General features: G+C 63.2%; 21 protein-coding genes and 1 tRNA gene. 19 read left to right on the top strand and 3 right to left on the bottom strand.

Translation table 11 applies throughout. From position 1 onward, the window contains the following. Window positions 1-56 precede the first annotated feature (56 nt). From dnaX to M622_RS31125, 9 genes are all read left to right on the top strand, one after another. Window positions 57-2,027 (top strand): DNA polymerase III subunit gamma/tau, encoded by a 1,971-nt coding sequence (gene dnaX / locus M622_RS31165; protein WP_021249583.1) that lies wholly within the window; start codon window positions 57-59, stop codon window positions 2,025-2,027. Between the two features lie 58 nt (window positions 2,028-2,085). Next, window positions 2,086-2,409 carry a YbaB/EbfC family nucleoid-associated protein gene (locus M622_RS31160; RefSeq protein WP_021249582.1) on the top strand — a complete coding sequence of 108 codons (324 nt, stop codon included), beginning with the start codon at window positions 2,086-2,088 and terminating at the stop codon, window positions 2,407-2,409. 13 nt (window positions 2,410-2,422) lie between these two features. Further along, window positions 2,423-3,016 (top strand): recombination mediator RecR, encoded by a 594-nt coding sequence (gene recR, locus M622_RS31155; RefSeq protein ID WP_021249581.1) that lies wholly within the window; start codon window positions 2,423-2,425, stop codon window positions 3,014-3,016. Window positions 3,017-3,199: 183 nt separating this feature from the next. Continuing rightward, entirely contained in the window at window positions 3,200-3,793 is a 594-nt protein-coding gene (petA, locus tag M622_RS31150; protein WP_031346939.1) for a ubiquinol-cytochrome c reductase iron-sulfur subunit, read from the top strand. A gap of 3 nt (window positions 3,794-3,796) precedes the next feature. Beyond that, window positions 3,797-5,065, top strand: coding sequence for a cytochrome b (locus M622_RS31145; RefSeq protein WP_021249579.1), 1,269 nt, complete (start codon window positions 3,797-3,799; stop codon window positions 5,063-5,065). After that, a complete protein-coding gene (locus tag M622_RS31140; RefSeq protein ID WP_021249578.1) occupies window positions 5,062-5,817 on the top strand; it encodes a cytochrome c1 in 756 nt (251 codons plus the stop codon). The genes M622_RS31145 and M622_RS31140 overlap by 4 nt, the downstream gene beginning before the upstream one ends. Before the next feature lie 108 nt (window positions 5,818-5,925). Continuing rightward, window positions 5,926-6,522, top strand: coding sequence for a glutathione S-transferase N-terminal domain-containing protein (locus M622_RS31135; protein ID WP_021249577.1), 597 nt, complete (start codon window positions 5,926-5,928; stop codon window positions 6,520-6,522). Window positions 6,523-6,578: 56 nt separating this feature from the next. Then, window positions 6,579-7,055, top strand: a complete 477-nt coding sequence (locus M622_RS31130) for a ClpXP protease specificity-enhancing factor (protein WP_021249576.1) — start codon at window positions 6,579-6,581, stop codon at window positions 7,053-7,055. Window positions 7,056-7,063: 8 nt separating this feature from the next. Next, the gene (locus tag M622_RS31125) at window positions 7,064-7,513 is read left to right on the top strand and encodes a hemerythrin domain-containing protein (protein ID WP_021249575.1); all 450 of its coding nucleotides are present in this window, start codon (window positions 7,064-7,066) and stop codon (window positions 7,511-7,513) included. Window positions 7,514-7,541: 28 nt separating this feature from the next. On the opposite strand, the gene M622_RS31120 is transcribed toward M622_RS31125, so the two are convergent. Then, complete coding sequence (locus tag M622_RS31120; RefSeq protein WP_021249574.1) at window positions 7,542-8,795, bottom strand: D-amino acid dehydrogenase; 1,254 nt, start codon at window positions 8,793-8,795, stop codon at window positions 7,542-7,544. 191 nt (window positions 8,796-8,986) lie between these two features. Here M622_RS31120 and M622_RS31115 point away from each other — a divergent pair, with 191 nt between their 5' ends. Genes M622_RS31115 through M622_RS31105 form a run of 3 tightly spaced genes read left to right on the top strand, consistent with a single transcriptional unit; the run spans window position 8,987 to window position 12,405 of the window. Next, entirely contained in the window at window positions 8,987-9,988 is a 1,002-nt protein-coding gene (locus M622_RS31115) for a class 1 fructose-bisphosphatase (protein ID WP_021249573.1), read from the top strand. A gap of 22 nt (window positions 9,989-10,010) precedes the next feature. After that, window positions 10,011-11,759 (top strand): autotransporter assembly complex protein TamA, encoded by a 1,749-nt coding sequence (locus tag M622_RS31110; RefSeq protein ID WP_021249572.1) that lies wholly within the window; start codon window positions 10,011-10,013, stop codon window positions 11,757-11,759. Between the two features lie 28 nt (window positions 11,760-11,787). Further along, complete coding sequence (locus M622_RS31105) at window positions 11,788-12,405, top strand: acyl carrier protein phosphodiesterase (protein WP_021249571.1); 618 nt, start codon at window positions 11,788-11,790, stop codon at window positions 12,403-12,405. Here M622_RS31105 and M622_RS31100 read toward each other — a convergent pair. Continuing rightward, window positions 12,397-13,005, bottom strand: a complete 609-nt coding sequence (locus M622_RS31100) for a DUF938 domain-containing protein (RefSeq protein WP_021249570.1) — start codon at window positions 13,003-13,005, stop codon at window positions 12,397-12,399. The two genes, M622_RS31105 and M622_RS31100, sit on opposite strands and share 9 nt — an antisense overlap. A 508-nt stretch (window positions 13,006-13,513) precedes the next feature. On the opposite strand from M622_RS31100, the gene groES reads away from it, so the two are divergent. The 7 genes from groES (at window position 13,514) to M622_RS31065 (ending at window position 20,262) form a co-directional block, all read left to right on the top strand. Then, a complete protein-coding gene (gene groES / locus M622_RS31095) occupies window positions 13,514-13,804 on the top strand; it encodes a co-chaperone GroES (protein ID WP_021249569.1) in 291 nt (96 codons plus the stop codon). Between the two features lie 52 nt (window positions 13,805-13,856). Next, window positions 13,857-15,509, top strand: coding sequence for a chaperonin GroEL (groL, locus tag M622_RS31090; protein WP_021249568.1), 1,653 nt, complete (start codon window positions 13,857-13,859; stop codon window positions 15,507-15,509). Window positions 15,510-15,737: 228 nt separating this feature from the next. Further along, window positions 15,738-16,424, top strand: coding sequence for a response regulator transcription factor (locus M622_RS31085; protein ID WP_021249567.1), 687 nt, complete (start codon window positions 15,738-15,740; stop codon window positions 16,422-16,424). Further along, entirely contained in the window at window positions 16,399-17,883 is a 1,485-nt protein-coding gene (locus M622_RS31080) for a sensor histidine kinase (protein ID WP_031346938.1), read from the top strand. The genes M622_RS31085 and M622_RS31080 overlap by 26 nt, the downstream gene beginning before the upstream one ends. Before the next feature lie 311 nt (window positions 17,884-18,194). Further along, a tRNA-Phe gene (locus M622_RS31075) sits at window positions 18,195-18,270 on the top strand. A 374-nt stretch (window positions 18,271-18,644) separates the two neighbouring features. Next, window positions 18,645-19,241, top strand: coding sequence for a DUF6088 family protein (locus M622_RS31070; RefSeq protein ID WP_021249565.1), 597 nt, complete (start codon window positions 18,645-18,647; stop codon window positions 19,239-19,241). After that, window positions 19,234-20,262, top strand: coding sequence for a nucleotidyl transferase AbiEii/AbiGii toxin family protein (locus M622_RS31065; protein WP_021249564.1), 1,029 nt, complete (start codon window positions 19,234-19,236; stop codon window positions 20,260-20,262). Before M622_RS31070 ends, M622_RS31065 begins: the two co-directional genes overlap by 8 nt. Here the strand turns inward: M622_RS31065 and M622_RS0120320 are convergent. Beyond that, entirely contained in the window at window positions 20,237-20,524 is a 288-nt protein-coding gene (locus tag M622_RS0120320; RefSeq protein ID WP_021249563.1) for a ParB/RepB/Spo0J family partition protein, read from the bottom strand. The genes M622_RS31065 and M622_RS0120320 overlap by 26 nt on opposite strands. Between the last annotated feature and the right edge of the window lie 132 nt (window positions 20,525-20,656).

Genomic DNA, 20,656 nt, shown 5'->3' with positions numbered 1-20,656 from the left:
GGCGACGCACTCGATCGCCGCGGATGAGGGGCATCGCTCTGCTAGAATCGCCCGCCATGAGCTATCAGGTCCTTGCACTCAAGTGGCGGCCGAAGTCCTTCGGTACGCTGATCGGTCAGGAGCACGTCGTGCGCGCGCTGACGCACGCGCTCGCGACCGGCAGGCTGCATCACGCCTGGTTGTTCACCGGCACCCGTGGCGTGGGCAAGACCACCATCAGCCGCATCCTGGCCAAGGCGCTCAATTGCGAGACCGGCATCACGCCCGAGCCTTGCGGCGCATGCGACGCCTGTCGCGCGATCGACGCCGATCGTTTCCCTGACTATGTGGAGATGGACGCGGCGTCGAACCGCGGTGTGGATGACATGGCGGCCCTGCTCGACAAGGCGGTGTACGCGCCGGTGCAGGGGCGTTACAAGGTCTACATGATCGACGAAGTTCATATGCTGAGCGGTCATGCCTTCAACGCCATGTTGAAGACGCTGGAAGAGCCGCCCGAGCACGTCAAGTTCATTCTCGCCACCACCGACCCGCAGAAAATTCCGGTGACCGTGTTGTCGCGCTGCCTGCAGTTCAACCTCAAGCAGATGCCGCCCAGCCTCATCGTCGACCACCTCGCGCACATCCTGCAGGTGGAAGGCGTGTCCTTCGAGCCGGGCGCATTGCGTCACCTGGCAAAAGCCGCAGGCGGTTCGATGCGCGACGCCTTGTCGCTGCTTGATCAGTCGATCGCGCATGGTGCGGGCAAAGTCGAGGAGGTGCAGGTCACCCACATGTTGGGTACGGTCGGTGACGATCATCTGCATGCGGTGCTCGATGCGCTCGTCGCGGGCGATGTGCCTGCACTGCTCGCGGTCGCTGACGCCATGGAGGCCCGCAGCCTGTCCTTCGAGGCGGCGCTGCAGGCGCTGGCGACACTGTTCCATCGCATTGCGCTGGCGCAGTACGCGCCCACGGCGATCGCCGACGAACTCGAGCGCGCGCGCAGCGTCGGCTACGCCGCTGCCTTCGATGCCGAGTTCCTGCAACTGGCCTATCAGATCGTGATTCATGGGCGCGACGAGCTCGCGCTGGCGCCTGACGAATACACCGGTTTCAGCATGACCCTGCTGCGCCTGCACGCCTTCCGCCCCGAGGCGCCGGCGGCGCTGGGCAGTGCGGGAGTGGCGCCCGCCGCCAGTGGCCAGGCCAGGATCATGGGGCCCGGGATGACGGCTGTGGTGCCGGCAGGCGCTCCAGGTGCTGGCCAGCATTCCGACTCTTCGGCTGCGAGCGCGCGCCGGGCCGCACCTGCTGCCGAGCCTGCGCCCAGGCGCGCAGGGGCGGAAATTGCGCCCGCCGTGGCGCACCCGCAGGCACTCGCCGGCGCTTCTGCCGCGCCCGCCTCATCCCCGGTGCTGGAAAAACCTGCGCAGCCGCCTGCGCCAGGCGGTGATCACGACGTGCCGCCGTGGGAGGATCTGCCCGCCGAGGCTTACGCCTATCACCTGGAGGCAGCCGCTGCCGACGAGCTCGGTTCGGCGCCTGAGTTGGCGCAAGGGCTCAAACCGGCCGCGCAAGTCGAGGCGCTTGCGTCCGCTGCAGCCGCTGCGCACAAGCCGCCGCCAGCGCCAGCGGGCAGCACCGATGCGGCCGCCTTGCTGGCGATGGGCGACTGGCGGGGGCTGATCCGCGTGCTTGAGCTCGGGGGCATGGTGCGCGAGCTCGCCCAGCACTGTGAGTGGGTGGACCTCGATGGCGCCGAGCTGCAACTGCGCCTGTCCAGCGCACACCGCCACCTGCTCGACATGAACCGCAGTGCACTTGATCGTCTGCAGGACCAGATCGGCAGCGCCTGTGCGCAGCCGATCCGTGTTCATATCGCGATTGGCGACATCGCCGGTGAGACGCCCGCGGCACGTGATGAGATCGAGCGCCAGCTGCGCCATGCTGACGCCGTGGCCGCACTCGAAGCAGATCCCTTCGTGCGCGAGCTCATCGAACGCTTCGATGCAACGCTCGCCGAGCGCAGCGTGAAACCGCTGTGAGCGCGCGGCGACTGGTATTCTCCCAATCCATTCAATCAACCTCAGTGGAGCAAGCAAGATGATGAAAGGCGGAATCGCCGGGCTGATGAAACAAGCTCAGCAGATGCAGGAAAACATGAAGGCGATGCAGGATCAGCTCGCCTCGGTCGAAGTCGAGGGTCAGGCCGGGGCCGGCATGGTCAAGGTGCAGATGACATGCAAGTACGATGTGCGCCGTGTCTCGATCGACGACTCGGTGATGGACGACAAGGAAATGCTCGAGGACCTGGTTGCGGCAGCGCTCAACGATGCTGTGCGCAAGGTCGAGGCCACCACCCAGGAGAAGATGTCGGGCTTCACCTCCGGCCTGAACCTGCCGCCGGGCATGAAGCTGCCGTTCTGACGGAAGCGCGGGGATGTTGCCGTCCAGCCTCGATGAGCTGATCGAGGCCTTGCGCTGCCTGCCCAGCGTCGGGCCGAAGTCGGCGCAGCGCATGGCCTACCATTTGTTGCAGCGCGATCAGCGCGGCGCTGCACGCCTGGGGCAGGCGCTTGCGCATGCGCTCGAGGTCTTGCGCCATTGCGAGCGTTGCAACACCTTCAGCGAAGAGACGATCTGTCAGCGTTGCGCCAACCCGCGCCGTGATGCGTCCCTGCTGTGCGTGGTCGAGATGCCGGCCGATCTTGCGATGATCGAGCAGACGCAGTCCTACAGCGGCCTGTACTATGTGCTGATGGGGCGGCTGTCTCCGCTCGATGGCGTCGGCCCGCGCGAGCTGCGCCTGGACAAGCTCATCGCACGTGCCCACGACGGCAAGGTGCAGGAGGTCATCCTCGCCACCAATTTCACCAACGAAGGCGAGGCAACCGCACACACCGTGGCCAGTTTGCTCACCGCGCGTGGACTCAAGGTCAGTCGTTTGTCGCGCGGTGTTCCGGTGGGGGGCGAGCTCGAGCATACGGATACGGGCACCATTGCGCAGGCTCTGGTGGAGCGGCGTACAGTCTGATTTCGTTGATGCGATGCAGCAAAACTGCCGCCCCGCGCTGCGTTTCGCCGCGTCTGCAGCACGCGGAAAGCCTTGTTCCAATTGGCGATCAGGCCTTTTCGCTTTCTCTGCTGCAGCGTCTCCGCTATAATTTCCCGGTTATTTGTATCCGGGTCTTTGGTTTTCCTTTCTGGGAAGAGGGTCATGAGCGTTGATCAAAAGATGGACAGTGGCCGCCGCACCCTGCTGCTGGCGACGTCCGCTGTAGGCGGTGCCGCCGCCGTGGCAACGGCAGTGCCGTTCGTTGCCAGCCTGACGCCGTCAGAGCGTGCCAAGGCAGCTGGTGCGCCGGTGGAGGTGGATGTGGGCAAGCTCGCTCCGGGCGAGATGATGACGGCAGAGTGGCGTGGCAAACCCGTGTGGGTTCTGCGACGGACGCCAGAGATGCTGGCTTCGCTCGAAAAAACCGACGACAAGGTGACCGATCCGGCCTCCGAGGAGCCGCAGCAGCCGGATTACGCCAAGAACAAGCATCGTTCGATCAACCCGGAGTATCTGGTTGCCGTGGGCATCTGTACCCATCTGGGCTGTTCCCCATCCGAGAAATTCAAGATCGGTGCGGAGAGCGGCATGGGGTCGGACTGGCCGGGTGGCTTCTTTTGCCCCTGCCATGGGTCGCTGTTCGATCTGGCGGGCCGTGTGTACAAGAGCATGCCGGCGCCGACCAATCTCGAAATTCCGCCGCACCAGTACCTCGCGGATACCACCATTCTTGTTGGCGATGACGGGAAGGCATAAGCGATGACGACCAAATCCCAGGCCGTGCTCAACTGGATCGACGAGCGCTTTCCGCTCACATCGTCCATCAAGGGGCACCTCACTGAGTATTACGCACCCAAGAACTTCAACTTCTGGTACTTCTTCGGCTCGCTGGCACTGCTGGCGCTGGTGATTCAGATCCTGACCGGAATCTTCCTCGTCATGCACTACAAGCCGGACGCGTCGCTGAACGCCGCCGGCGTGCCGGTGGCTTTCGCCAGCGTCGAGTACATCATGCGTGAAGTGCCGGGTGGGTGGCTGATCCGCTACCTGCACTCCACCGGCGCATCGGCGTTCTTCATCGTCGTGTACCTGCACATGTTCCGGGGCCTGCTCTATGGCTCCTACCGCAAGCCGCGCGAACTGATCTGGATCTTCGGCACCCTGATCTTCCTCGCGTTGATGGCGGAGGCCTTCATGGGCTACTTGTTGCCCTGGGGACAGATGTCGTTCTGGGGCGCACAAGTCATCGTGAACCTGTTCTCTGCGATTCCGCTCATCGGTCCCGATCTGTCGCTGATCATTCGTGGCGACTTCGTGGTCTCCGATGCAACCCTGAACCGCTTCTTCTCCTTCCACGTCATTGCCGTGCCGCTGGTGCTGATCGGTCTTGTTGCTGCGCACATCATCGCGCTGCACGAGGTTGGCTCCAACAACCCCGACGGCGTGGAAATCAAGAAGAAGAAGGACGCCAATGGCATCCCGCTCGACGGCATCCCCTTCCATCCGTACTACACGGTGAAGGACATCGTCGGCGTGGTGGTCTTCCTGTTCTTCTTCAGCGCGGTGGTGTTCTTCGCGCCCGAAGGCGGGGGCTACTTCCTCGAGTACAACAACTTCATCCCGGCTGATCCCCTGAAGACCCCGCCGCACATTGCGCCGGTGTGGTACTTCACCCCCTTCTATTCCATCCTGCGCGCGGTCACCTATCCGCTGTTCGGGCTGGATGCCAAGTTCTGGGGTGTGGTGGCAATGGGTGCGTCGGTGGTGATCATCGCCTTCCTGCCCTGGCTGGACCGCAGCCCGGTGAAGTCGATGCGCTACAAGGGCCCGATCTTCAAGTTTGCGGTGTTCGTCTTCGTCATCTGCTTCTTCGTCCTGGGTTACCTGGGTGTGCTGCCCGTGAGCCCGGGCCGCACGCTGGTGTCGCAGATTTGCTCAGTGCTGTATTTCGCGTTCTTCCTGTTGATGCCGTGGTACAGCAAGATCGACAAGTGCAAGGCCGAACCGGAAAGGGTGAATTTCAAATGAACATGCGAGTGATCAACTTCATCAAGCGCGCGGCGGCGGTGTTGTTGTTCGCGCCTGCGCTGGCCATCGGTGCGGGAGCCACGCTGCATCTGGACAAGGCGCCGGTGAGTACCGAGCCGGCGGCGCTTCAGCACGGTGCCAAGCTGTTCGTCAATTACTGCCTGAACTGTCACGGTGCGTCCTATGTGCGCTACAACCAGCTCGAGAAAATCGGTCTGTCCGAGCAGATGATTCGCGACAACCTGCTGTTCACGGGTGACAAGGTCGGCGATCTGATGAAGATCTCGATGACGCGCGACGATGGCAAGACCTGGTTCGGTGCTCCGCCTCCTGATCTGTCGGTGATTGCGCGCGCGCGCGCCTCCGGCGACGGCAGCGGTGCTGACTGGCTGTACACCTACCTGCGCCAGTTCTACCGCGACCCCGCGCGCCCCACGGGCTGGAACAACGTCATCTTCGAGAACGTCGGCATGCCGCACGCACTCTGGGAACTGCAGGGCGAGCAGGTCGCCACGGTGACCGAGAATGCTGACGGCTCCAAGCACTTCGAACTGGCGCTCGCCAAGCCCGGCAAGCTGTCGGTCGAGGAGTACGACAAGTCGATCGCTGATCTGGTCTCCTTCCTCGTCTGGATGGGCGAGCCGGTGGCCGAGAAGCGCAAGTCGATCGGCACGTTTGTGCTGATCTTCCTCGCCGGGTTCTTCGTTCTTGCGTACGCACTGAAGAAGAATTACTGGAAGGATATTCATTGATCGAAATCGCGACTGGCCGCGAGGCCTGTTGAAGCGGTCCTACCCCAGACGCACCACGCGGTTTCGCGTGGTGCGCTTTTGCTTTTGTATCTCCGGAGTGGTAACACCATGATGAATCTGTATTCCGGCACGACCGATCCCTTCAGCCATCGCTGCCGGATTGTTCTGTTCGAGAAGGGTATGGACTTCGAGGTCATTGACGTCGATCTCTATAACAAGCCCGAAGACATCGCCGTCATCAACCCCTATAACCGGGTGCCGGTCCTGGTTGATCGTGATCTCGTCCTGTACGAGTCGAACATCATCAACGAGTACATCGACGAGCGTTTCCCCCATCCGCAGCTGATGCCGCCCGACCCCATCATGCGTGCCCGTGCGCGGCAGTTGCTGCACACCTTCGAGCATGAACTGTTCGCTCATCTCGAGGCGCTCGAGGCCAATCAGAAGGGGGTGGACAAGAATCGTGGGCATGTGCGCGATCAACTCACCCAGCTCGCGCCGATCTTCACCAAGCAGAAGTTCATGCTCGGTGACGAGTTCTCGATGCTAGACGTCGCCATCGCACCCCTGCTGTGGCGGCTTGAGCACTACGGCATCGAACTGCCCAAAACCGCAGCGCCGCTCATGAAGTACGCTGAACGCATTTTTAGCCGGCAGGGCTTCATCGATGCCCTGACCCCCTCTGAAAAGGTGATGCGTCGCTGATTGTGAAACCCGCGATGCCGTGCGCCTTGCGCCTGGCATCGCCTGATGGAAGACCCATGAGCACCGTATCGACCAAGCCTTACCTGTTGCGCGCCATCTGGGAATGGTGTGTCGATCAGGGATTCACGCCTTACCTCGCGGCCCTGGTGGATGAGCACACCCGCATTCCTCCGGGTTACGCACGCGATGGCCAGATCGTGCTGAACCTGTCGCCGGATGCGACCGGTCAGATGCAGATGGCGAATGATTTCATCACTTTTCAAGCCCGTTTTGGTGGTGTCGCGCATTCGCTGGTGATTCCCGTTGCGAACGTGGTCGCCCTGTATGCGAGTGAGAACGGGCAGGGCATGGCGTTCGAGCCTGAGCTCGAGATCGAGGAGGGTGAGGCTGCCGACCTTGACTCGGAGCCGCGTGAGGGCTCTCCTGCCGAGCTTGTCGTCGTTGAAGAGATGGGGGAGCAGACCGCCCCTGCGCGCGATGAGGCGGGCAAGCCCCGTCGCCCCCGCCCTTCGCACCTGACTGTCGTCAAATAGGGAACATCATGCCCAGCCTGCAATGGAGCGAGACGCTCGCAAACGGCCTCGCGCAGATGGATGACACGCACCGCGAGTTTGTCGATCTGTACAACCGCGTTGCCGAGGCCAACGCAGAGGACTTCCTCGCTGCTTACGACGCTTTCGTCACCCACACTGAAGCGCACTTCACCCTGGAAAACCGCTGGATGGAAGCAGTGGATTTCCCCGGCTGCCATCGTGCCGAACATGAGCGCGTGCTCGTCGTGCTGCACGACATCCGCAAACGTGTGCTGAGCGGCGATCTTTTTTTCGCCAAGCGCCTGGTGGAAGAACTGCCCGCCTGGTTCGACAATCATGTAAACGGCATGGATGCGGCGCTCGCATTTCACCTCAACAGTGTTGGCTATGACGTCGACGCGGGCGGTTTTGGTGCACACCATGACCCTGCCGTGGTGAAGCCGGTCGCCTGCTCCTGAGCCGGATGCGGCCTGGCCCTGGCGGTATTCAGTCGCGGAAGGGAAAGCTGATCGCAGGGCGCTGACCCCGCATCAGGTCCGCAATGGCTGCGGCCGAGCCGCAGGCGAGGGTCCAGCCCAGCGTGCCATGGCCGGTGTTGAGCCACAGATTCGGCCATGGCGTCTTGCCGATCAAAGGCAGATTGCCGGGAGTGGCCGGACGCAGGCCGGCCCAGGCGCTGACCCGCGTCTCATCGATGGCGCCGGGAAAGTTCAGGCGCGCCCATTCCGTCAGCGGTCGGATGCGCTCGGGGCGCAGGCCGGTATCGAAACCGTTCAACTCTGCCGTTCCCGCCACGCGCAGGTGATTGCCCAGGCGCGAACACACGATTCGTCGGGATTCGTCGGTGAGGCTGAGCTCGGGCGCGCGTTCGGCACAGGCAATGGGCGCGGTGATCGAATAGCCTTTCACCGGATAGATGGGGACACGCAGCCCAAGCGCGGCCAGCAAGCGCGTGCCGTAGCTGCCGAGGCAGACGAGGTAGGCATCGGCACGCAAGCTCGCCGTGGTCCCGGTGCTGTCGATCACCTCGATGGCTTCGATCTGCGCGCCCGTGCGGCGCAGGCTCTGAATGCGGGTGTTCCAGTAAAAGCGTGCGCCGGCTTGCTCCAGCCGCGCGGCAAGCGCCTGTGTGAACAGGTGCGCATTGCCCGATTCGTCGCCGGCGGCATGCATGCCCCCGGCCAGTGCAGGCTGTCGCGCGGCGAGCGCGGGCTCGATTGCCACGCACTGCGCAGCCGAGCACACGCTGGCCTCGATACCCAGTTGCGCAAGCTGTGCCACACGCTGCGGTGCGTGCGCGAACTCCGCCGCGGTGTTGAACAGATGCAGGATGCCGCGCGTGCGCTGCTCGTATTCGAGCCCGCTCGCCTCCCGCAGCCGTGCCAGGCACTGTGCGCTGTGCACGGCGAGCGCGGCGATCGCCGCCGTGTTGCGGCGACTGCGTGCGGGCAGACACTCACGCAGAAAGGCCAGCGCCCACCGCCATTGCGCAGGATCAAGCGTGGGGCGAAACTTCAACGGCGCATCGTCGCGTCCGAGCCAGCGCAGCACCAGCCATGGCGCTGCCGGGTTGGCCCAGGGCTCAGGATGACTGATGGAGATCTGGCCACCGTTGGCGAAGCTCGTTTCGAGCCCAGCACCGGGCTGACGATCGACCACACTGACTTCGAAACCGGCCTGCTGCAGATACCAGGCGGTGCTGACGCCGGTGACGCCGGCGCCCAGAACCATGACGTGCATAGGGGTGGGATGTGTTCACAGAACGACGGTACGAGCAGGGCTCGAAGATGAGCTTTCCGCGGCCGCCGAGGGGCGATGATAACGGCCCGCTGCGTGACGTGAAACCGCCGCTCGACTTTTTGCCGTGCACCGAGCGCGCGGAACCGGGATAATTCGGTCCACCAGCGTTCATCGCCTTCATGGAGCTTCTCATGCGTCGCGTCACCCTCACCCAGTTCCTCATCGAGCAGCAACGCGCAGGTCGCATGACCGCAGACCTGCGCCTGTTGCTCGAGGTTGTTGCCCGTGCGGCCAAGGCCATCAGCGTCAACGTGTCCAAGGGCGCGCTCGCTGGCCTGCTTGGCGAGGCAGGCACCGACAATGTGCAGGGTGAAGCACAGAAAAAGCTCGATGTCATCGCCAACGAAATCCTGCTGCAGGCCAACGAGTGGGGCGGCCATCTTGCCGCGATGGCGTCGGAAGAGGTCGAGACCGTGCACCAGATTCCCTTCGATTATCCGACCGGGGGCTTCCTGCTGCTGTTCGATCCGCTCGACGGCTCATCGAACATCGACGTCAATATTTCGGTGGGCATGATCTTCTCGGTGTTGCGCATGCCGCCGAGCGAACAGCGTGCTACCGAGGAGAGCTTCATGCAGCCGGGGCGCGAGCAGGTCGCGGCCGGCTATGCGCTGTTCGGCCCCTCGACCATGTTCGTGCTCACCATCGGTCATGGCGTGCATGCCTTCACCCTCGATCGCGAGATGGGCAGCTTCATCTATACCCAGCCCTTCATGACGATCCCCGAAGAGACGCGCGAATTTGCGATCAACGCATCCAACGCCCGTTTCTGGGAGAAGCCCGTGCAGCGCTATATCGACGAGCTGCAACAGGGCAAGGCTGGGCCGCGCGGGGTCGACTTCAATATGCGCTGGGTGGCGTCGATGGTGGCCGATGTGCATCGTGTGCTGACCCGCGGCGGCATTTTCATGTACCCGATGGACGAAAAGTGCCGCCATCAGGGTGGCAAGCTGCGCCTGATGTACGAGGCTAATCCGATGGCAATGCTGGTCGAACAGGCCGGGGGTGCGGCGAGCACCGGTCGCGAGCGCATCCTCGATGTGCAGCCCCACAAGCTGCATCAGCGCGTGCCGGTGATACTTGGTTCAAGGGCAGAGGTCGAGCGCGTGAACGACTATTACCGCGAGGCCTGAGCGCGTCGCGGTGCGAGTCCCAATGCGGATTCGGCGCGGTCTCGTCTTCCTTCTCTTCGTGGTGGCAGTGCAGGCTGCGCCACCGGCGCTCGCGCAGCAGCCGACGCTGGACGTGCAGCTCGAAGCCCCGGAGGAGGTGCGTGAGGTGCTCGAGCGTCATGTGCGGCTGCTGCGCAGCGAGGCGGTGGTGCTGCCCGAGGCTGCTGCCGATCGCAGCGCGCTGGCGCGCCGCGCCCGGCGTGAGATGGCACAGCTGCTGGCGACCGAGGGTTACTTCTCGCCGCGCATCCGCATCGATCGGAGCACGCCGGGGCGCTGGGTGCTGGAGGTCGAGCCGGGGCCGCGCGCCACCGTTGATGCGGTCTCGGTCGTTTTTGAAGGGGAGGTCGCGAGCGCACAGGAGGAGGGCGGGCAGGCCTACCTCGAGTTGCTGCGCGCACGCTGGCAGCTCACGACCGGCAAGCCCTTTCGCCAGGCTGACTGGGACGCGGCCAAGCAGGACCTGCTCGATGCGATTTCGGCGCAGCGCTACGCCGCCGCACGCATCGTCGCCAGCCGGGCCGAGATCGACCCCGACAAGGCCTCAGCGCGCCTGAGCATCACCGTGGATAGTGGCCCGGCTTTTTATCTTGGTGAGCTTCAGGTCAGCGGCCTGCAGGAGCTGCCCGCCGATCTGGTCCAGCGCTACAGCCAGCTGAAGGTCGGTGAGCCCTATGATCGCGAGAAGCTCCTCGCCTTTCAGACCGGACTGCAGAACACGCCGCATTTTGCCTCGGTGATTGTCGACATCGACCGTGATCCAGCGCGGGCGGCAGCGGTGCCGGTGCAAGTCCAGGTCAGCGAGGCGCTGCCCAAGCGTGCGGGCTTTGGCGTCGGTATGTCCACCAACACCGGCTTTCGCGTCGAGGCCAGCTACCGCGACGTCAACCTACGCCAGCGTGGCTGGGAGCTCAGCACCGGACTGCGTCTCGAACAGCGCCGCCAGTCCGCTTACGCCGACGTCTTTCTGCCGCCCTCCGGACGGCACCGCGACAGCTTTGGCGCCCTCATCGACCGCAGCGATCTCGAAGGCCTCAAGCTCTCCGCGCAAGCGCTCGGGGTGGCGCGAAAAGTCGTGCGTGGCGACATCGAAACCCAGCTCGCGCTGCGTCTGCAGCATGAGCGCGTGCAGCCCGATGGCGCCCAGTCCAGCTCGAACAACACCCTCACCGCCAACTGGACCTGGATCCAGCGCGCGGTCGATGACCTGCTCGATCCTACGCGCGGTTACGTGCTGGAGTACCAGCTCGGCGGGGGCGCTGCCATCGCCCTTGCCGATCGCGACTTTGTGCGCGTGTATGGGCGTGCGGTGCGCTACCAGCCGGTGGGCGAGCGCGATGTCTTCATCCTGCGCGCTGAAGCTGGCGCGACGCTATCGGACGCACGTGAGGGCATACCGCAGGACTTCCTGTTCCGTAGCGGTGGCGCGCAGTCGGTGCGCGGTTATGCCTATCAGAGCCTGGGCGTGAGCGAGGGTGAGGCGACCGTGGGCGGACGTTATCTGGGCACCATGAGTGCGGAATACGTACGCTGGTTTGACGCGCAATGGGGGGGGGCGGTATTTGTCGATGCCGGTGACGCAGCCGATTCGCGTGAGGATTTCGACTTGCGTACCGGTTACGGCCTCGGTGCGCGCTGGCGCAGTCCGGCCGGGCCGCTGGCGATTGACCTCGCCTGGGGCCACAGCGAGCGCGCCCTGCGTCTGCATTTTGGCGTAGCGATCGCCTTCTGAGCGCGCGCCTGCACACCGCGACGACCGCATGAACTTTCTTGCCCACGCCCTTCTCGCCGGAGAGACGCCCGCCCTCATCGTAGGCGGCGTGGTGGGCGACTGGGTAAAAGGGGTGCTGCCCGGCGCGCTGCCGGCTGACCTGGCGCAGGGTGTCGCCCTGCACCGGGCGATCGACGTCTTCGCGGAGACCCATCCTGCGTTTTGCGCCAGCCGTGCGCGCATGTCGCTCGCCCGCCGACGCTACGCCGGTGTGCTGGTGGACATCTTCTACGACCACCTGCTCGCTCGTGACTGGAGCCAGCATCACCCGCAGGCGCTCGGGCACTATTGCGCCCGCATCCATCAATACCTCGATCATCGTAGCGATGACTTGCCTGAGCGCGCACGCCCGGCGCTGGAGTGGATGGCGCGCGAGCATTGGTTGGAGCGCTACGCGGACATCGATGCCATTGGCGAGGTGCTGGAGCGCATGTCGCAGCGCGTGCGGCGGCCGAATCCCCTGGCAGGTGGGGAACTCGAGCTACGCGCGGAAATCACCGCCTTCGAGGCGGACTTCCGTGCGTGGCTGGCCGATGCGAGGGTGTTCGTGGCCCTCTGGCGGCAGCACAACCTGGGTCAGCACGGCGGGCCGAGCACATCAGGATGAGCGACGAAACACCAGGCTGAAGTTGTGGGAAGGCATGTCCACGATCTCGTCCAGAAAGAAGCCATGCTGGCGTGCCTCGGCTTCAACCGCGCCCAGGTCGCGTACGCCGAAGCGCGGGTCGATCTCGCGCAGCCAGTTGTCGAAAGCGAGGTTGGACGGCGCCGTATGCACGTTGTCACGCAGATAGGGGCCGTAGCAAAACACGATGCCATCCTCGCTCAGCACGCGTGCCGCACCGCGAAAGAGCGCGGGCGTGCTTGCCCACGGGGTGTAGTGCAGGACGTTGATGGCCACGATTGCGTCCGCGCGCTGTACCGGCCAGCTTGTGCTTTGCAGTTCGAGCTCGAGGGGCATGGCAATCCGGGTGAGCGCGGAGTGCGAGATCCAGGCCAGGATGGAGTCGATCGCGGCAGGGTCGGCGTCAGTGGGCTGCCAGCGCAGGTCCGCGATGTGGGCGCAAAAATACACCGCATGCTCTCCGGTCCCGCTGCCAACCTCCAGCACTTCGGCGGCAGCGGGCAGCACACGCTGCAGGATAGGCAGGATGTGCGTTCGATTGCGTTCGGTGGAGGGGGAGAACAGGCGGCGGTCGTCGTGCATGGGGTCAAGCGAAGCGCTGGTTGTCACCAAAGTGGACAGCCCGCCATTTTGAGCTCAAATGCGTCTGGAATCGAGCCAGCCGGCTGGGGTAAACCTGCTCTTTGGCGTGATTAATGCACACTCCGAGTGAAATATTCATAGACTTGACTGCATCCGGGCCTCGGCCACTCGCAGGGGGTCGGAGTTTCGTGCCGAAAAATCTGCCTGGCCTTGCTCTTCGATCAGGCGTTAGCGCAGGACTTTTCCTCTGTGCTTCAGCTTTGGGCGCTGGCCTGATTGGCTGCACGTAGTGGCGCTCGGGTCCCGCAAAAAAACTTATCGTTTGCGCACTTGAAATCCACCTACCCCGTCCCTATTATTGGTACTCGCTGTGTTAGCACTCCTCGACAGTGAGTGCTAACAAGCTTCGGGCGATGGCGAGAGCGCTGCCCGGAGCCCGATTTTTTTCAGCGGGCCTGTCCCGCACCAAGCAACCCAATCCGTTCATCTGTAAATAGGAGAGCACTCGATGAAGATTCGTCCCCTGCACGATCGCGTGATCGTCAAGCGTCTGGAAGCCGAACGCAAGACCGCCAGCGGTATCGTGATCCCCGACTCCGCCGGTGAGAAGCCCGACCAGGGCGAAGTGCTGGCCGTTGGCAACGGCAAGATCCTCGACGACGGCAAGGTGCGTCCGATGGCCGTCAAGGTGGGCGACAAGGTTCTGTTCGGCAAGTATGCCGGCCAGGCCGTCAAGGTCGAAGGCGACGAGCTCCTCGTCATGCGCGAGGAAGACATCATGGGTGTGGTCGAGGCCTGAGCCTCCCTGCAACCCTGAAACGCTAACCTAACAAGTTCTGGAGTTCTGAAGAATGGCAGCTAAAGAAGTCAAGTTTGGTGATTCCGCGCGCGAGCGCATGGTCGCTGGTATCAACATCCTGGCCAACGCAGTCAAGGTCACCCTGGGCCCGAAGGGCCGCAACGTCGTGCTCGAGCGTTCGTTCGGCGCTCCGACCGTGACCAAGGACGGTGTCTCCGTCGCCAAGGAAATCGAGCTGAAGGACAAGTTCGAGAACATGGGCGCGCAGATGGTCAAGGAAGTCGCTTCCAAGACCTCCGACATCGCCGGTGACGGCACCACCACCGCCACCGTGCTGGCGCAGTCGATCGTGCGCGAAGGCATGAAGTACGTCGCCGCCGGCATGAACCCGATGGACCTCAAGCGCGGCATCGACAAGGCCGTCGTCGCCACCATCGAAGAGCTGAAGAAGCTCTCCAAGCCGTGCTCGACCAACAAGGAAATTGCCCAGGTCGGTTCGATCTCGGCCAACTCCGACGCCGACATCGGCGACATCATCGCCAACGCGATGGGCAAGGTCGGCAAGGAAGGCGTGATTACCGTTGAAGACGGCAAGTCGCTGAACAATGAACTCGACGTCGTCGAAGGCATGCAGTTCGATCGTGGCTACCTGTCGCCCTATTTCATCAACAATCCGGAAAAGCAGGTTGCCATCCTCGAGCAGCCCTTCGTGCTGCTGTTCGACAAGAAGATCTCCAACATCCGTGATCTGCTGCCGGTGCTCGAGCAAGTCGCGAAGGCCGGCCGTCCGCTGCTGATCATCGCTGAAGACGTCGAAGGCGAGGCGCTGGCCACCCTGGTGGTCAATAACATCCGCGGCATCCTCAAGACCTGCGCCGTCAAGGCTCCGGGCTTCGGTGACCGTCGCAAGGCCATGCTGGAAGACATCGCCATCCTCACCGGTGGTCAGGTCATCGCCGAGGAAGTCGGTCTGACGCTGGAAAAGGCCACCCTGGAAGATCTGGGTCAAGCCGCACGTATCGAAGTGGGCAAGGAAAACACCATCATCATCGACGGTGCTGGCCAGGGCGAGCGCATCGAGGCCCGTGTCAAGCAGATCCGCGTGCAGATCGAGGAGACCACCTCCGACTACGACCGTGAAAAGCTGCAGGAGCGCGTGGCCAAGCTGGCTGGCGGCGTTGCAGTGATCAAGGTGGGTGCTGCGACCGAAGTCGAGATGAAGGAAAAGAAAGCGCGTGTCGAGGACGCCCTGCACGCTACCCGCGCTGCAGTGGAAGAAGGCATCGTCCCGGGCGGCGGTGTTGCACTGCTGCGCGCGCGCGCTGCCCTGAGCGGCCTGAAGGGTGACAACCATGACCAGGACGCCGGCATCAAGATCGTGCTGCGCGCGATGGAGCAGCCGCTGCGTGAGATCGTCGCCAATGCGGGCGACGAGCCGAGCGTGGTGGTGAACAAGGTCAACGAGGGGTCGGGCAACTACGGCTTCAACGCTGCCACCGGCGAGTACGGTGACATGGTTGAGATGGGCGTGCTGGACCCGACCAAGGTGACCCGCACCGCGCTGCAGAACGCCGCTTCCGTGGCGGGTCTGATGCTGACCACCGACTGCATGATCGCCGAACTGGCTGAAGACAAGCCGATGGGCGGCATGCCTGACATGGGTGGCATGGGCGGCATGGGTGGTATGGGCGGCATGGGCATGTAATGTCCTGCCTGCAGCCTCGCTACAGCGCGGCTGCAGCCTGAATGAAACGATCAAGGCCCCGCTGAAGCGGGGCCTTGATCGTTTACGCCGGTGGTCGGCGTGCTGCCGACGGGGGCGGAAAGCATGGGATAATCAGACCCTGATGCGTGGCCCAGGGTCGAGCACAAGAACAATGGCAGGGCCGACGCCAGGCAGGTGTGCTGACATTCAACTTACGTCCGGAGTCACATGCGAATCCTCCTCGCTGAAGATGATCCCGTGATTGGCGACGGCATCTGCCGCGCGCTGCGCCGCGGCGGCTATGCGCTTGATCACGTCGACAACGGTGCCGATGCCGATGCCGCGCTGGCGTCTCAGCCCTATGATTTGCTCATTCTCGACCTCGGCCTGCCGCGACTGCCCGGTATCGAGGTGCTCAAGCGCTTGCGTGCACGCAAGTCGGGCATGCCCGTGCTCATCCTGACCGCACAGGATGGCGTCGATGACCGTGTGCGTGGTCTGGACGCCGGTGCTGATGATTACATGACCAAGCCCTTCGCCCTGCCCGAGCTCGAAGCCCGCGTACGCGCGCTGACCCGACGCGGTACGGGTCAGGCGCGCTGTCTGGAGCTGGGGCGGCTGTCCTACGACCAGGCTGACCGCGTGGTGAAGGTGGACCAGCAGGTGCTTGAGCTGTCGGCGCGTGAGATCGGCTTGCTCGAGGTGTTCCTGCTGCGCGTCGGGCGGCTGGTGAGCAAGGACCAGCTGGTGGACCATTTGTGTGGCTGGGGCGAGGAAGTCTCGAGCAATGCGATCGAGGTGTACGTCCACCGCTTGCGCAAGAAGCTGGAAGACAGCGGGGTGCGCGTCGTGACTGTGCGCGGGCTGGGGTACTGCCTGGAAAGCTCGGATGTTGCCCCGACGTCGAAAGTCTGAGAAGACAACGGTCGGTGCAAGGCGTAGCGGGCCACCCAACTCGCTGTTCGGGGAGATCCTCGACTGGATGCTCGCGCCACTGCTGTTTCTGTGGCCGATCTCCATCATCGTCACCCATAACGTCGCCGACAACATCGCCAACCAGCCCTACGACCTCGCGCTGGCCGATGGCGTACGCGCGCTGTCGCGGCTGGTGACGCTGGCTGATGGGCAGGTGGTGGTGCAGTTCCCGGCGCCCCCACGGGCGCTGTTTCGCGCCGACCAGGACGATGTGCTGTATTTCCAGGTCGCCGATGATGCCGGCACCACCATCACCGGCGACGCCGACATCCCGCGGCCAATGCCGCCCTACCTTGCCACCGGTGAGGAGGTGCGCTTCCGCGATGAGATCATCCATGGCGAGGAGACGCGCGTCGCCTATCTCTTCCTGCGTCCGGACGAAGGCGTGGGCTCGCCACTGGTGCTGGTACAGGTGGCGGAGACGCGCAACAAGCGCAGTGACCTGGCCTCGCGAGTGGTCACCGGCGTGCTCTTGCCGCAGTTCGCGATCATTCCGCTTGCGGTCGTGCTGGTGTGGGTTGGTCTGTCGCGCGGCATCGCCCCCCTGAACCGCCTGCAAAGCCTGATCCGCAGGCGGCGCCCCACCGATCTGTCGCCGGTGCCGCCGGCGAGCGTGCCGGAGGAGGTGCGCCCGCTGATCATCGCCTTCAACGACATGATGATGCGGCTCGAGGAGAACCTGCAGGCGCAGCAGCGCTTCATTGCCGACGCCGCGCATCAGATGCGTACGCCGCTGACCGGCCTCAAGATGCAGACCGAGCTCGCCTTGCACGAGACCGATCCTGAGCAGCTGCGCCTGTCCCTGGCCCACATCGCCGAAAGCACCGAGCGCGCTGCCCACCTCATCAACCAGTTGCTGTCGCTGGCACGCGCCGAGGCGAGCTTCGAGAAGCTCTACGCCGTCGAGCCGGTCAGCCTGGGCGCGGTGGTGCGCGAAGTGGCACTGGATCTGTTTCCGCGCGCGCAGGCCAAGAACATCGATCTTGGTGCGGAAGGCGGTGAGGTCGAGTTGCAGGTGGAGGGCAATCCGGTGTTGCTGCGCGAGCTGGTCAGAAATCTGGTCGACAACGCCATCAAGTACACGCCACAGGGCGGCCATGTGACGGTGCGTACGCGTTTTGCCGGCTCGCCCGTGCTCGAGATCGAAGATAGCGGGCCCGGCATCCCGGAGTCTGATCGCGAGCTGGTGTTCGAGCGCTTTTACCGGGTGCTGGGGAGCGGTGTGGATGGCTCCGGTCTCGGACTGCCGATCGTGCGCGAAATCGCCGAGCTGCACCGCGCCAGCGTCACCCTCGATGCCAATCCCGCAGGGCAAGGTACGCTCGCGCGCATCGTGTTTCCGCGTAGCCACCTGCAGGCGCCGCCGCTGGTGCAAGGTGATGTCGACGCGCTGGTCTGAGTCAGCAGACATTTCTCACGCACAATCTGTCATTGAACAGCTTGTTGTCTGAACGTAAGTGCAATGCAGGTCTTTCATCCTGCCGGGTGACGACCTGCGCGAGTGCCCTATCGAGTTTTTCACGGGAGCGCAGCATTCGGGTCGGCACGGCCCACATCGTCGTCCATCTCGCTTGCGTTCATGCTGCACGCTGCGACGATCGAAAGCAGGCATGATGCGCTGGCGTAATCGTGCAGGAAAAATGCAAAAGAGCAAAAAATGCAAAAGAGCCTTGACGAAACCAAGCCAGCAGCTACAATGCAGACCTCTTTGGCCAGGTAGCTCAGTCGGTAGAGCAGCGGATTGAAAATCCGCGTGTCGGCGGTTCGATTCCGTCCCTGGCCACCAATATTTAAACCCCAACCTCTCTCGGTTGGGGTTTTTTCTTATGTGCTCCCGCCAGACCCCGCGAACTAGCGCGGAACGCTGAGTAGGTTTGCGGACTTCGACAGTCCGGCTGCCAGCTTCCCTCTGGCCACATGGCGCTCTCTCCGGGCCATTCCTCTCTCCTTTCTGTCCGGCTCAAAACTGCCCGAAGTCCGCAGGCGACACGCCAGCAACCTATGTAAATCAACAGCTTGCGCGTTGATTGATCAAACGGTTGTTTTTTGGCATCGGTAAGCAATCTGTGATTTCGGCCTTGGCCAGCACCGCCATGCACTCATCTGTTGTTTGCAGTTTGTCAGAAGTAGATATACACTTCTGACAAACGGAGTCTGACCATGAGCCATCTCGCTGAAACCATCTTGTCTGCTGCACAAGCCTTGCCCGAAGGCGGCTTGCTGTCAGCCAAAGAGTTTCTGCATCTGGCCTCCAGAGCTGCGGTGGATCAGACCCTCACCCGTTTGACACGCGAAGGCAAGCTGATGCGCATTGGGCGAGGCGCCTACGCCGCACCGGTGATCAGCCGCTTTGGTGCACGCCCCCCCTCGACCGAAGCCGTGGTCAAGGCCATCGAGTCGGCCAGCGGCGAGTTGATCGTTGCCAACGGAGCCACCGAAGCCAACGCACTGGGTTTAACCACCCAGGTGCCGACCCGTGAGGTATTCCTGACTTCGGGGCGCTCGCGCAAATTGCAGCTCGGCAATCGTACCGTTGAACTCAAGCATGGCAATCGGTGGCAGCTGGTTCTGGGTGCGCGTCCGGCCGGCATGGCGATCCGTGCCCTTTCCTGGCTGGGCCCGGAGCAAGCATCCTCGGCACTGAAGGTGCTGCACACCAAGCTACCGCCAGCGGAATGGGCTGCGATGCGCTCTGCTCGAGCCGTCCTGCCCAGTTGGATGGCACGCGCGGTGAGCGAGGTCAGCGAACATGCCTGAATCCTGGTTTGAACTCAGTTCCGCAGACCAGTCCGAAGCCCTTGAGGTGGCCGCAGGTCGGAGTGGCAGGCCAGCACACCTGCTGGAAAAAGACATCTGGGTCGTCTGGGCCTTGTCCGCAATCTACGACTCACCGCTGGGCGATAGCCTGACCTTCAAGGGCGGCACGTCGCTGTCCAAGGTGTACAAGGTCATTGACCGCTTCTCTGAAGACATCGATCTGACTTACGACATCCGCGAACTGGTGTCGGATCTATTGCGCGATGGCAATCCCATCCCGGCGTCAGCAAGCCAGGAGAAAAAGATCACCAGTGCGGTGCGCAGCCGCTTGCCGCAATGGATTGAACAAACTGTTCAACCCGTCATCGAGCAGGCGTTGGTGGCCAGCGGGCTGCAAGCCGAGCTGAGCTTGGCCGGCAAAGACAGTGACAAGCTCATCATCACTTATCCGGCGGCCAAGAAGGGAACAGGTTACGCCGCAGCTACGATCCAGTTGGAGTTTGGTGCGCGAGCCACCGGCGAACCCCATCAGCGACATCACGTGGCCTGCGACATCGCCCCGCTCATTGACGGGGTGACAGTTCCGGCAGCGCAGCCCCTGGTGATGGCGGCAGAGCGTACCTTTTGGGAGAAAGCGACGGCGGCTCACGTGTACTGCCTGCAAGGGCGGCTGCGAGGAGATCGCTATTCACGCCACTGGTATGACCTCGCCGCTTTGGCCAAAACGACGCACTTCGCTTCAGCGGCCAGCGATCACCAGTTGGCGCGGCAGGTGGCCGAACACAAGTCTATGTTCTTCGCTGAGAAAGATGTCGACGGCGGCAAGGTCGATTATTTCCAGGCGACCTCGGGTTATCTCCGGTTGATCCCGCAGGGGTCGTCACTGGACGCGCTTGAGAAGGACTACGCAGCCATGCTGGAAGATGGACTTCTGGCTTTTGAACAGCCCACCTTTGAAACAGTCATGGCGAGCTGCGCATCGATTCAAGATGAGATTAATCGTCTGGCTCGGCGAGACTGACAACGCGGCACACGGACTGAATCTGCGCCCGCTGCTCATCCCATAGCAGCGGCGTCCCCGATGCCAGATCAAACAGCGTCACTTCTGACGGTAGCGTTTCATCTAGGATGGCGGCCACGATGTCCGGCGCCAGCGTAGTGAGGTTAACCATCCGGCTCACGTAAGCCCGATCCATACCCTCGCGCTCGGCAACCTCCGTCAGGCTTTCTGCCTCCCCGGATTCCAGCATCGCCAACCAGCGGTGACCACGCGCCAGCGCCATTTGAATGTAAGCGCTCCACAAACCCCATTCTTCCCGGGTTCGCTACGCCGTGATCAGATGCTCGGCCTTGAGATTCCAGGGCAGGAGGGCCTCGAAGTGTTCGACAGTGGTCGCGGTCGGTAGCGCGCGCAG

The organism is Thauera terpenica 58Eu (assembly GCF_000443165.1).
Lineage (GTDB): Bacteria > Pseudomonadota > Gammaproteobacteria > Burkholderiales > Rhodocyclaceae > Thauera > Thauera terpenica.
The sequence above is the reverse complement of the archived record's forward strand: the minus strand, read 5'-3'. Positions and strand labels throughout refer to the sequence as shown.

What these genes read in the sequence shown, in the direction of transcription:
- M622_RS31065 (WP_021249564.1), top strand. Translation starts at nt 19,234, where the DNA reads ATGCCTGAATCCTGGTTTGAACTCAGTTCCGCAGACCAGTCCGAAGCC.
- groES (WP_021249569.1), top strand. Translation starts at nt 13,514, where the DNA reads ATGAAGATTCGTCCCCTGCACGATCGCGTGATCGTCAAGCGTCTGGAA.
- M622_RS31110 (WP_021249572.1), top strand. Translation starts at nt 10,011, where the DNA reads ATGCGGATTCGGCGCGGTCTCGTCTTCCTTCTCTTCGTGGTGGCAGTG.
- M622_RS31105 (WP_021249571.1), top strand. Translation starts at nt 11,788, where the DNA reads ATGAACTTTCTTGCCCACGCCCTTCTCGCCGGAGAGACGCCCGCCCTC.
- petA (WP_031346939.1), top strand. Translation starts at nt 3,200, where the DNA reads ATGAGCGTTGATCAAAAGATGGACAGTGGCCGCCGCACCCTGCTGCTG.
- M622_RS31085 (WP_021249567.1), top strand. Translation starts at nt 15,738, where the DNA reads ATGCGAATCCTCCTCGCTGAAGATGATCCCGTGATTGGCGACGGCATC.
- M622_RS31145 (WP_021249579.1), top strand. Translation starts at nt 3,797, where the DNA reads ATGACGACCAAATCCCAGGCCGTGCTCAACTGGATCGACGAGCGCTTT.
- recR (WP_021249581.1), top strand. Translation starts at nt 2,423, where the DNA reads ATGTTGCCGTCCAGCCTCGATGAGCTGATCGAGGCCTTGCGCTGCCTG.
- M622_RS31115 (WP_021249573.1), top strand. Translation starts at nt 8,987, where the DNA reads ATGCGTCGCGTCACCCTCACCCAGTTCCTCATCGAGCAGCAACGCGCA.
- M622_RS0120320 (WP_021249563.1), bottom strand. Translation starts at nt 20,524, where the DNA reads ATGGCGCTGGCGCGTGGTCACCGCTGGTTGGCGATGCTGGAATCCGGG.
- M622_RS31120 (WP_021249574.1), bottom strand. Translation starts at nt 8,795, where the DNA reads ATGCACGTCATGGTTCTGGGCGCCGGCGTCACCGGCGTCAGCACCGCC.
- M622_RS31130 (WP_021249576.1), top strand. Translation starts at nt 6,579, where the DNA reads ATGAGCACCGTATCGACCAAGCCTTACCTGTTGCGCGCCATCTGGGAA.
- M622_RS31125 (WP_021249575.1), top strand. Translation starts at nt 7,064, where the DNA reads ATGCCCAGCCTGCAATGGAGCGAGACGCTCGCAAACGGCCTCGCGCAG.
- M622_RS31140 (WP_021249578.1), top strand. Translation starts at nt 5,062, where the DNA reads ATGAACATGCGAGTGATCAACTTCATCAAGCGCGCGGCGGCGGTGTTG.
- M622_RS31100 (WP_021249570.1), bottom strand. Translation starts at nt 13,005, where the DNA reads ATGCACGACGACCGCCGCCTGTTCTCCCCCTCCACCGAACGCAATCGA.
- M622_RS31160 (WP_021249582.1), top strand. Translation starts at nt 2,086, where the DNA reads ATGATGAAAGGCGGAATCGCCGGGCTGATGAAACAAGCTCAGCAGATG.
- M622_RS31070 (WP_021249565.1), top strand. Translation starts at nt 18,645, where the DNA reads ATGAGCCATCTCGCTGAAACCATCTTGTCTGCTGCACAAGCCTTGCCC.
- groL (WP_021249568.1), top strand. Translation starts at nt 13,857, where the DNA reads ATGGCAGCTAAAGAAGTCAAGTTTGGTGATTCCGCGCGCGAGCGCATG.
- M622_RS31135 (WP_021249577.1), top strand. Translation starts at nt 5,926, where the DNA reads ATGATGAATCTGTATTCCGGCACGACCGATCCCTTCAGCCATCGCTGC.
- M622_RS31080 (WP_031346938.1), top strand. Translation starts at nt 16,399, where the DNA reads ATGTTGCCCCGACGTCGAAAGTCTGAGAAGACAACGGTCGGTGCAAGG.
- dnaX (WP_021249583.1), top strand. Translation starts at nt 57, where the DNA reads ATGAGCTATCAGGTCCTTGCACTCAAGTGGCGGCCGAAGTCCTTCGGT.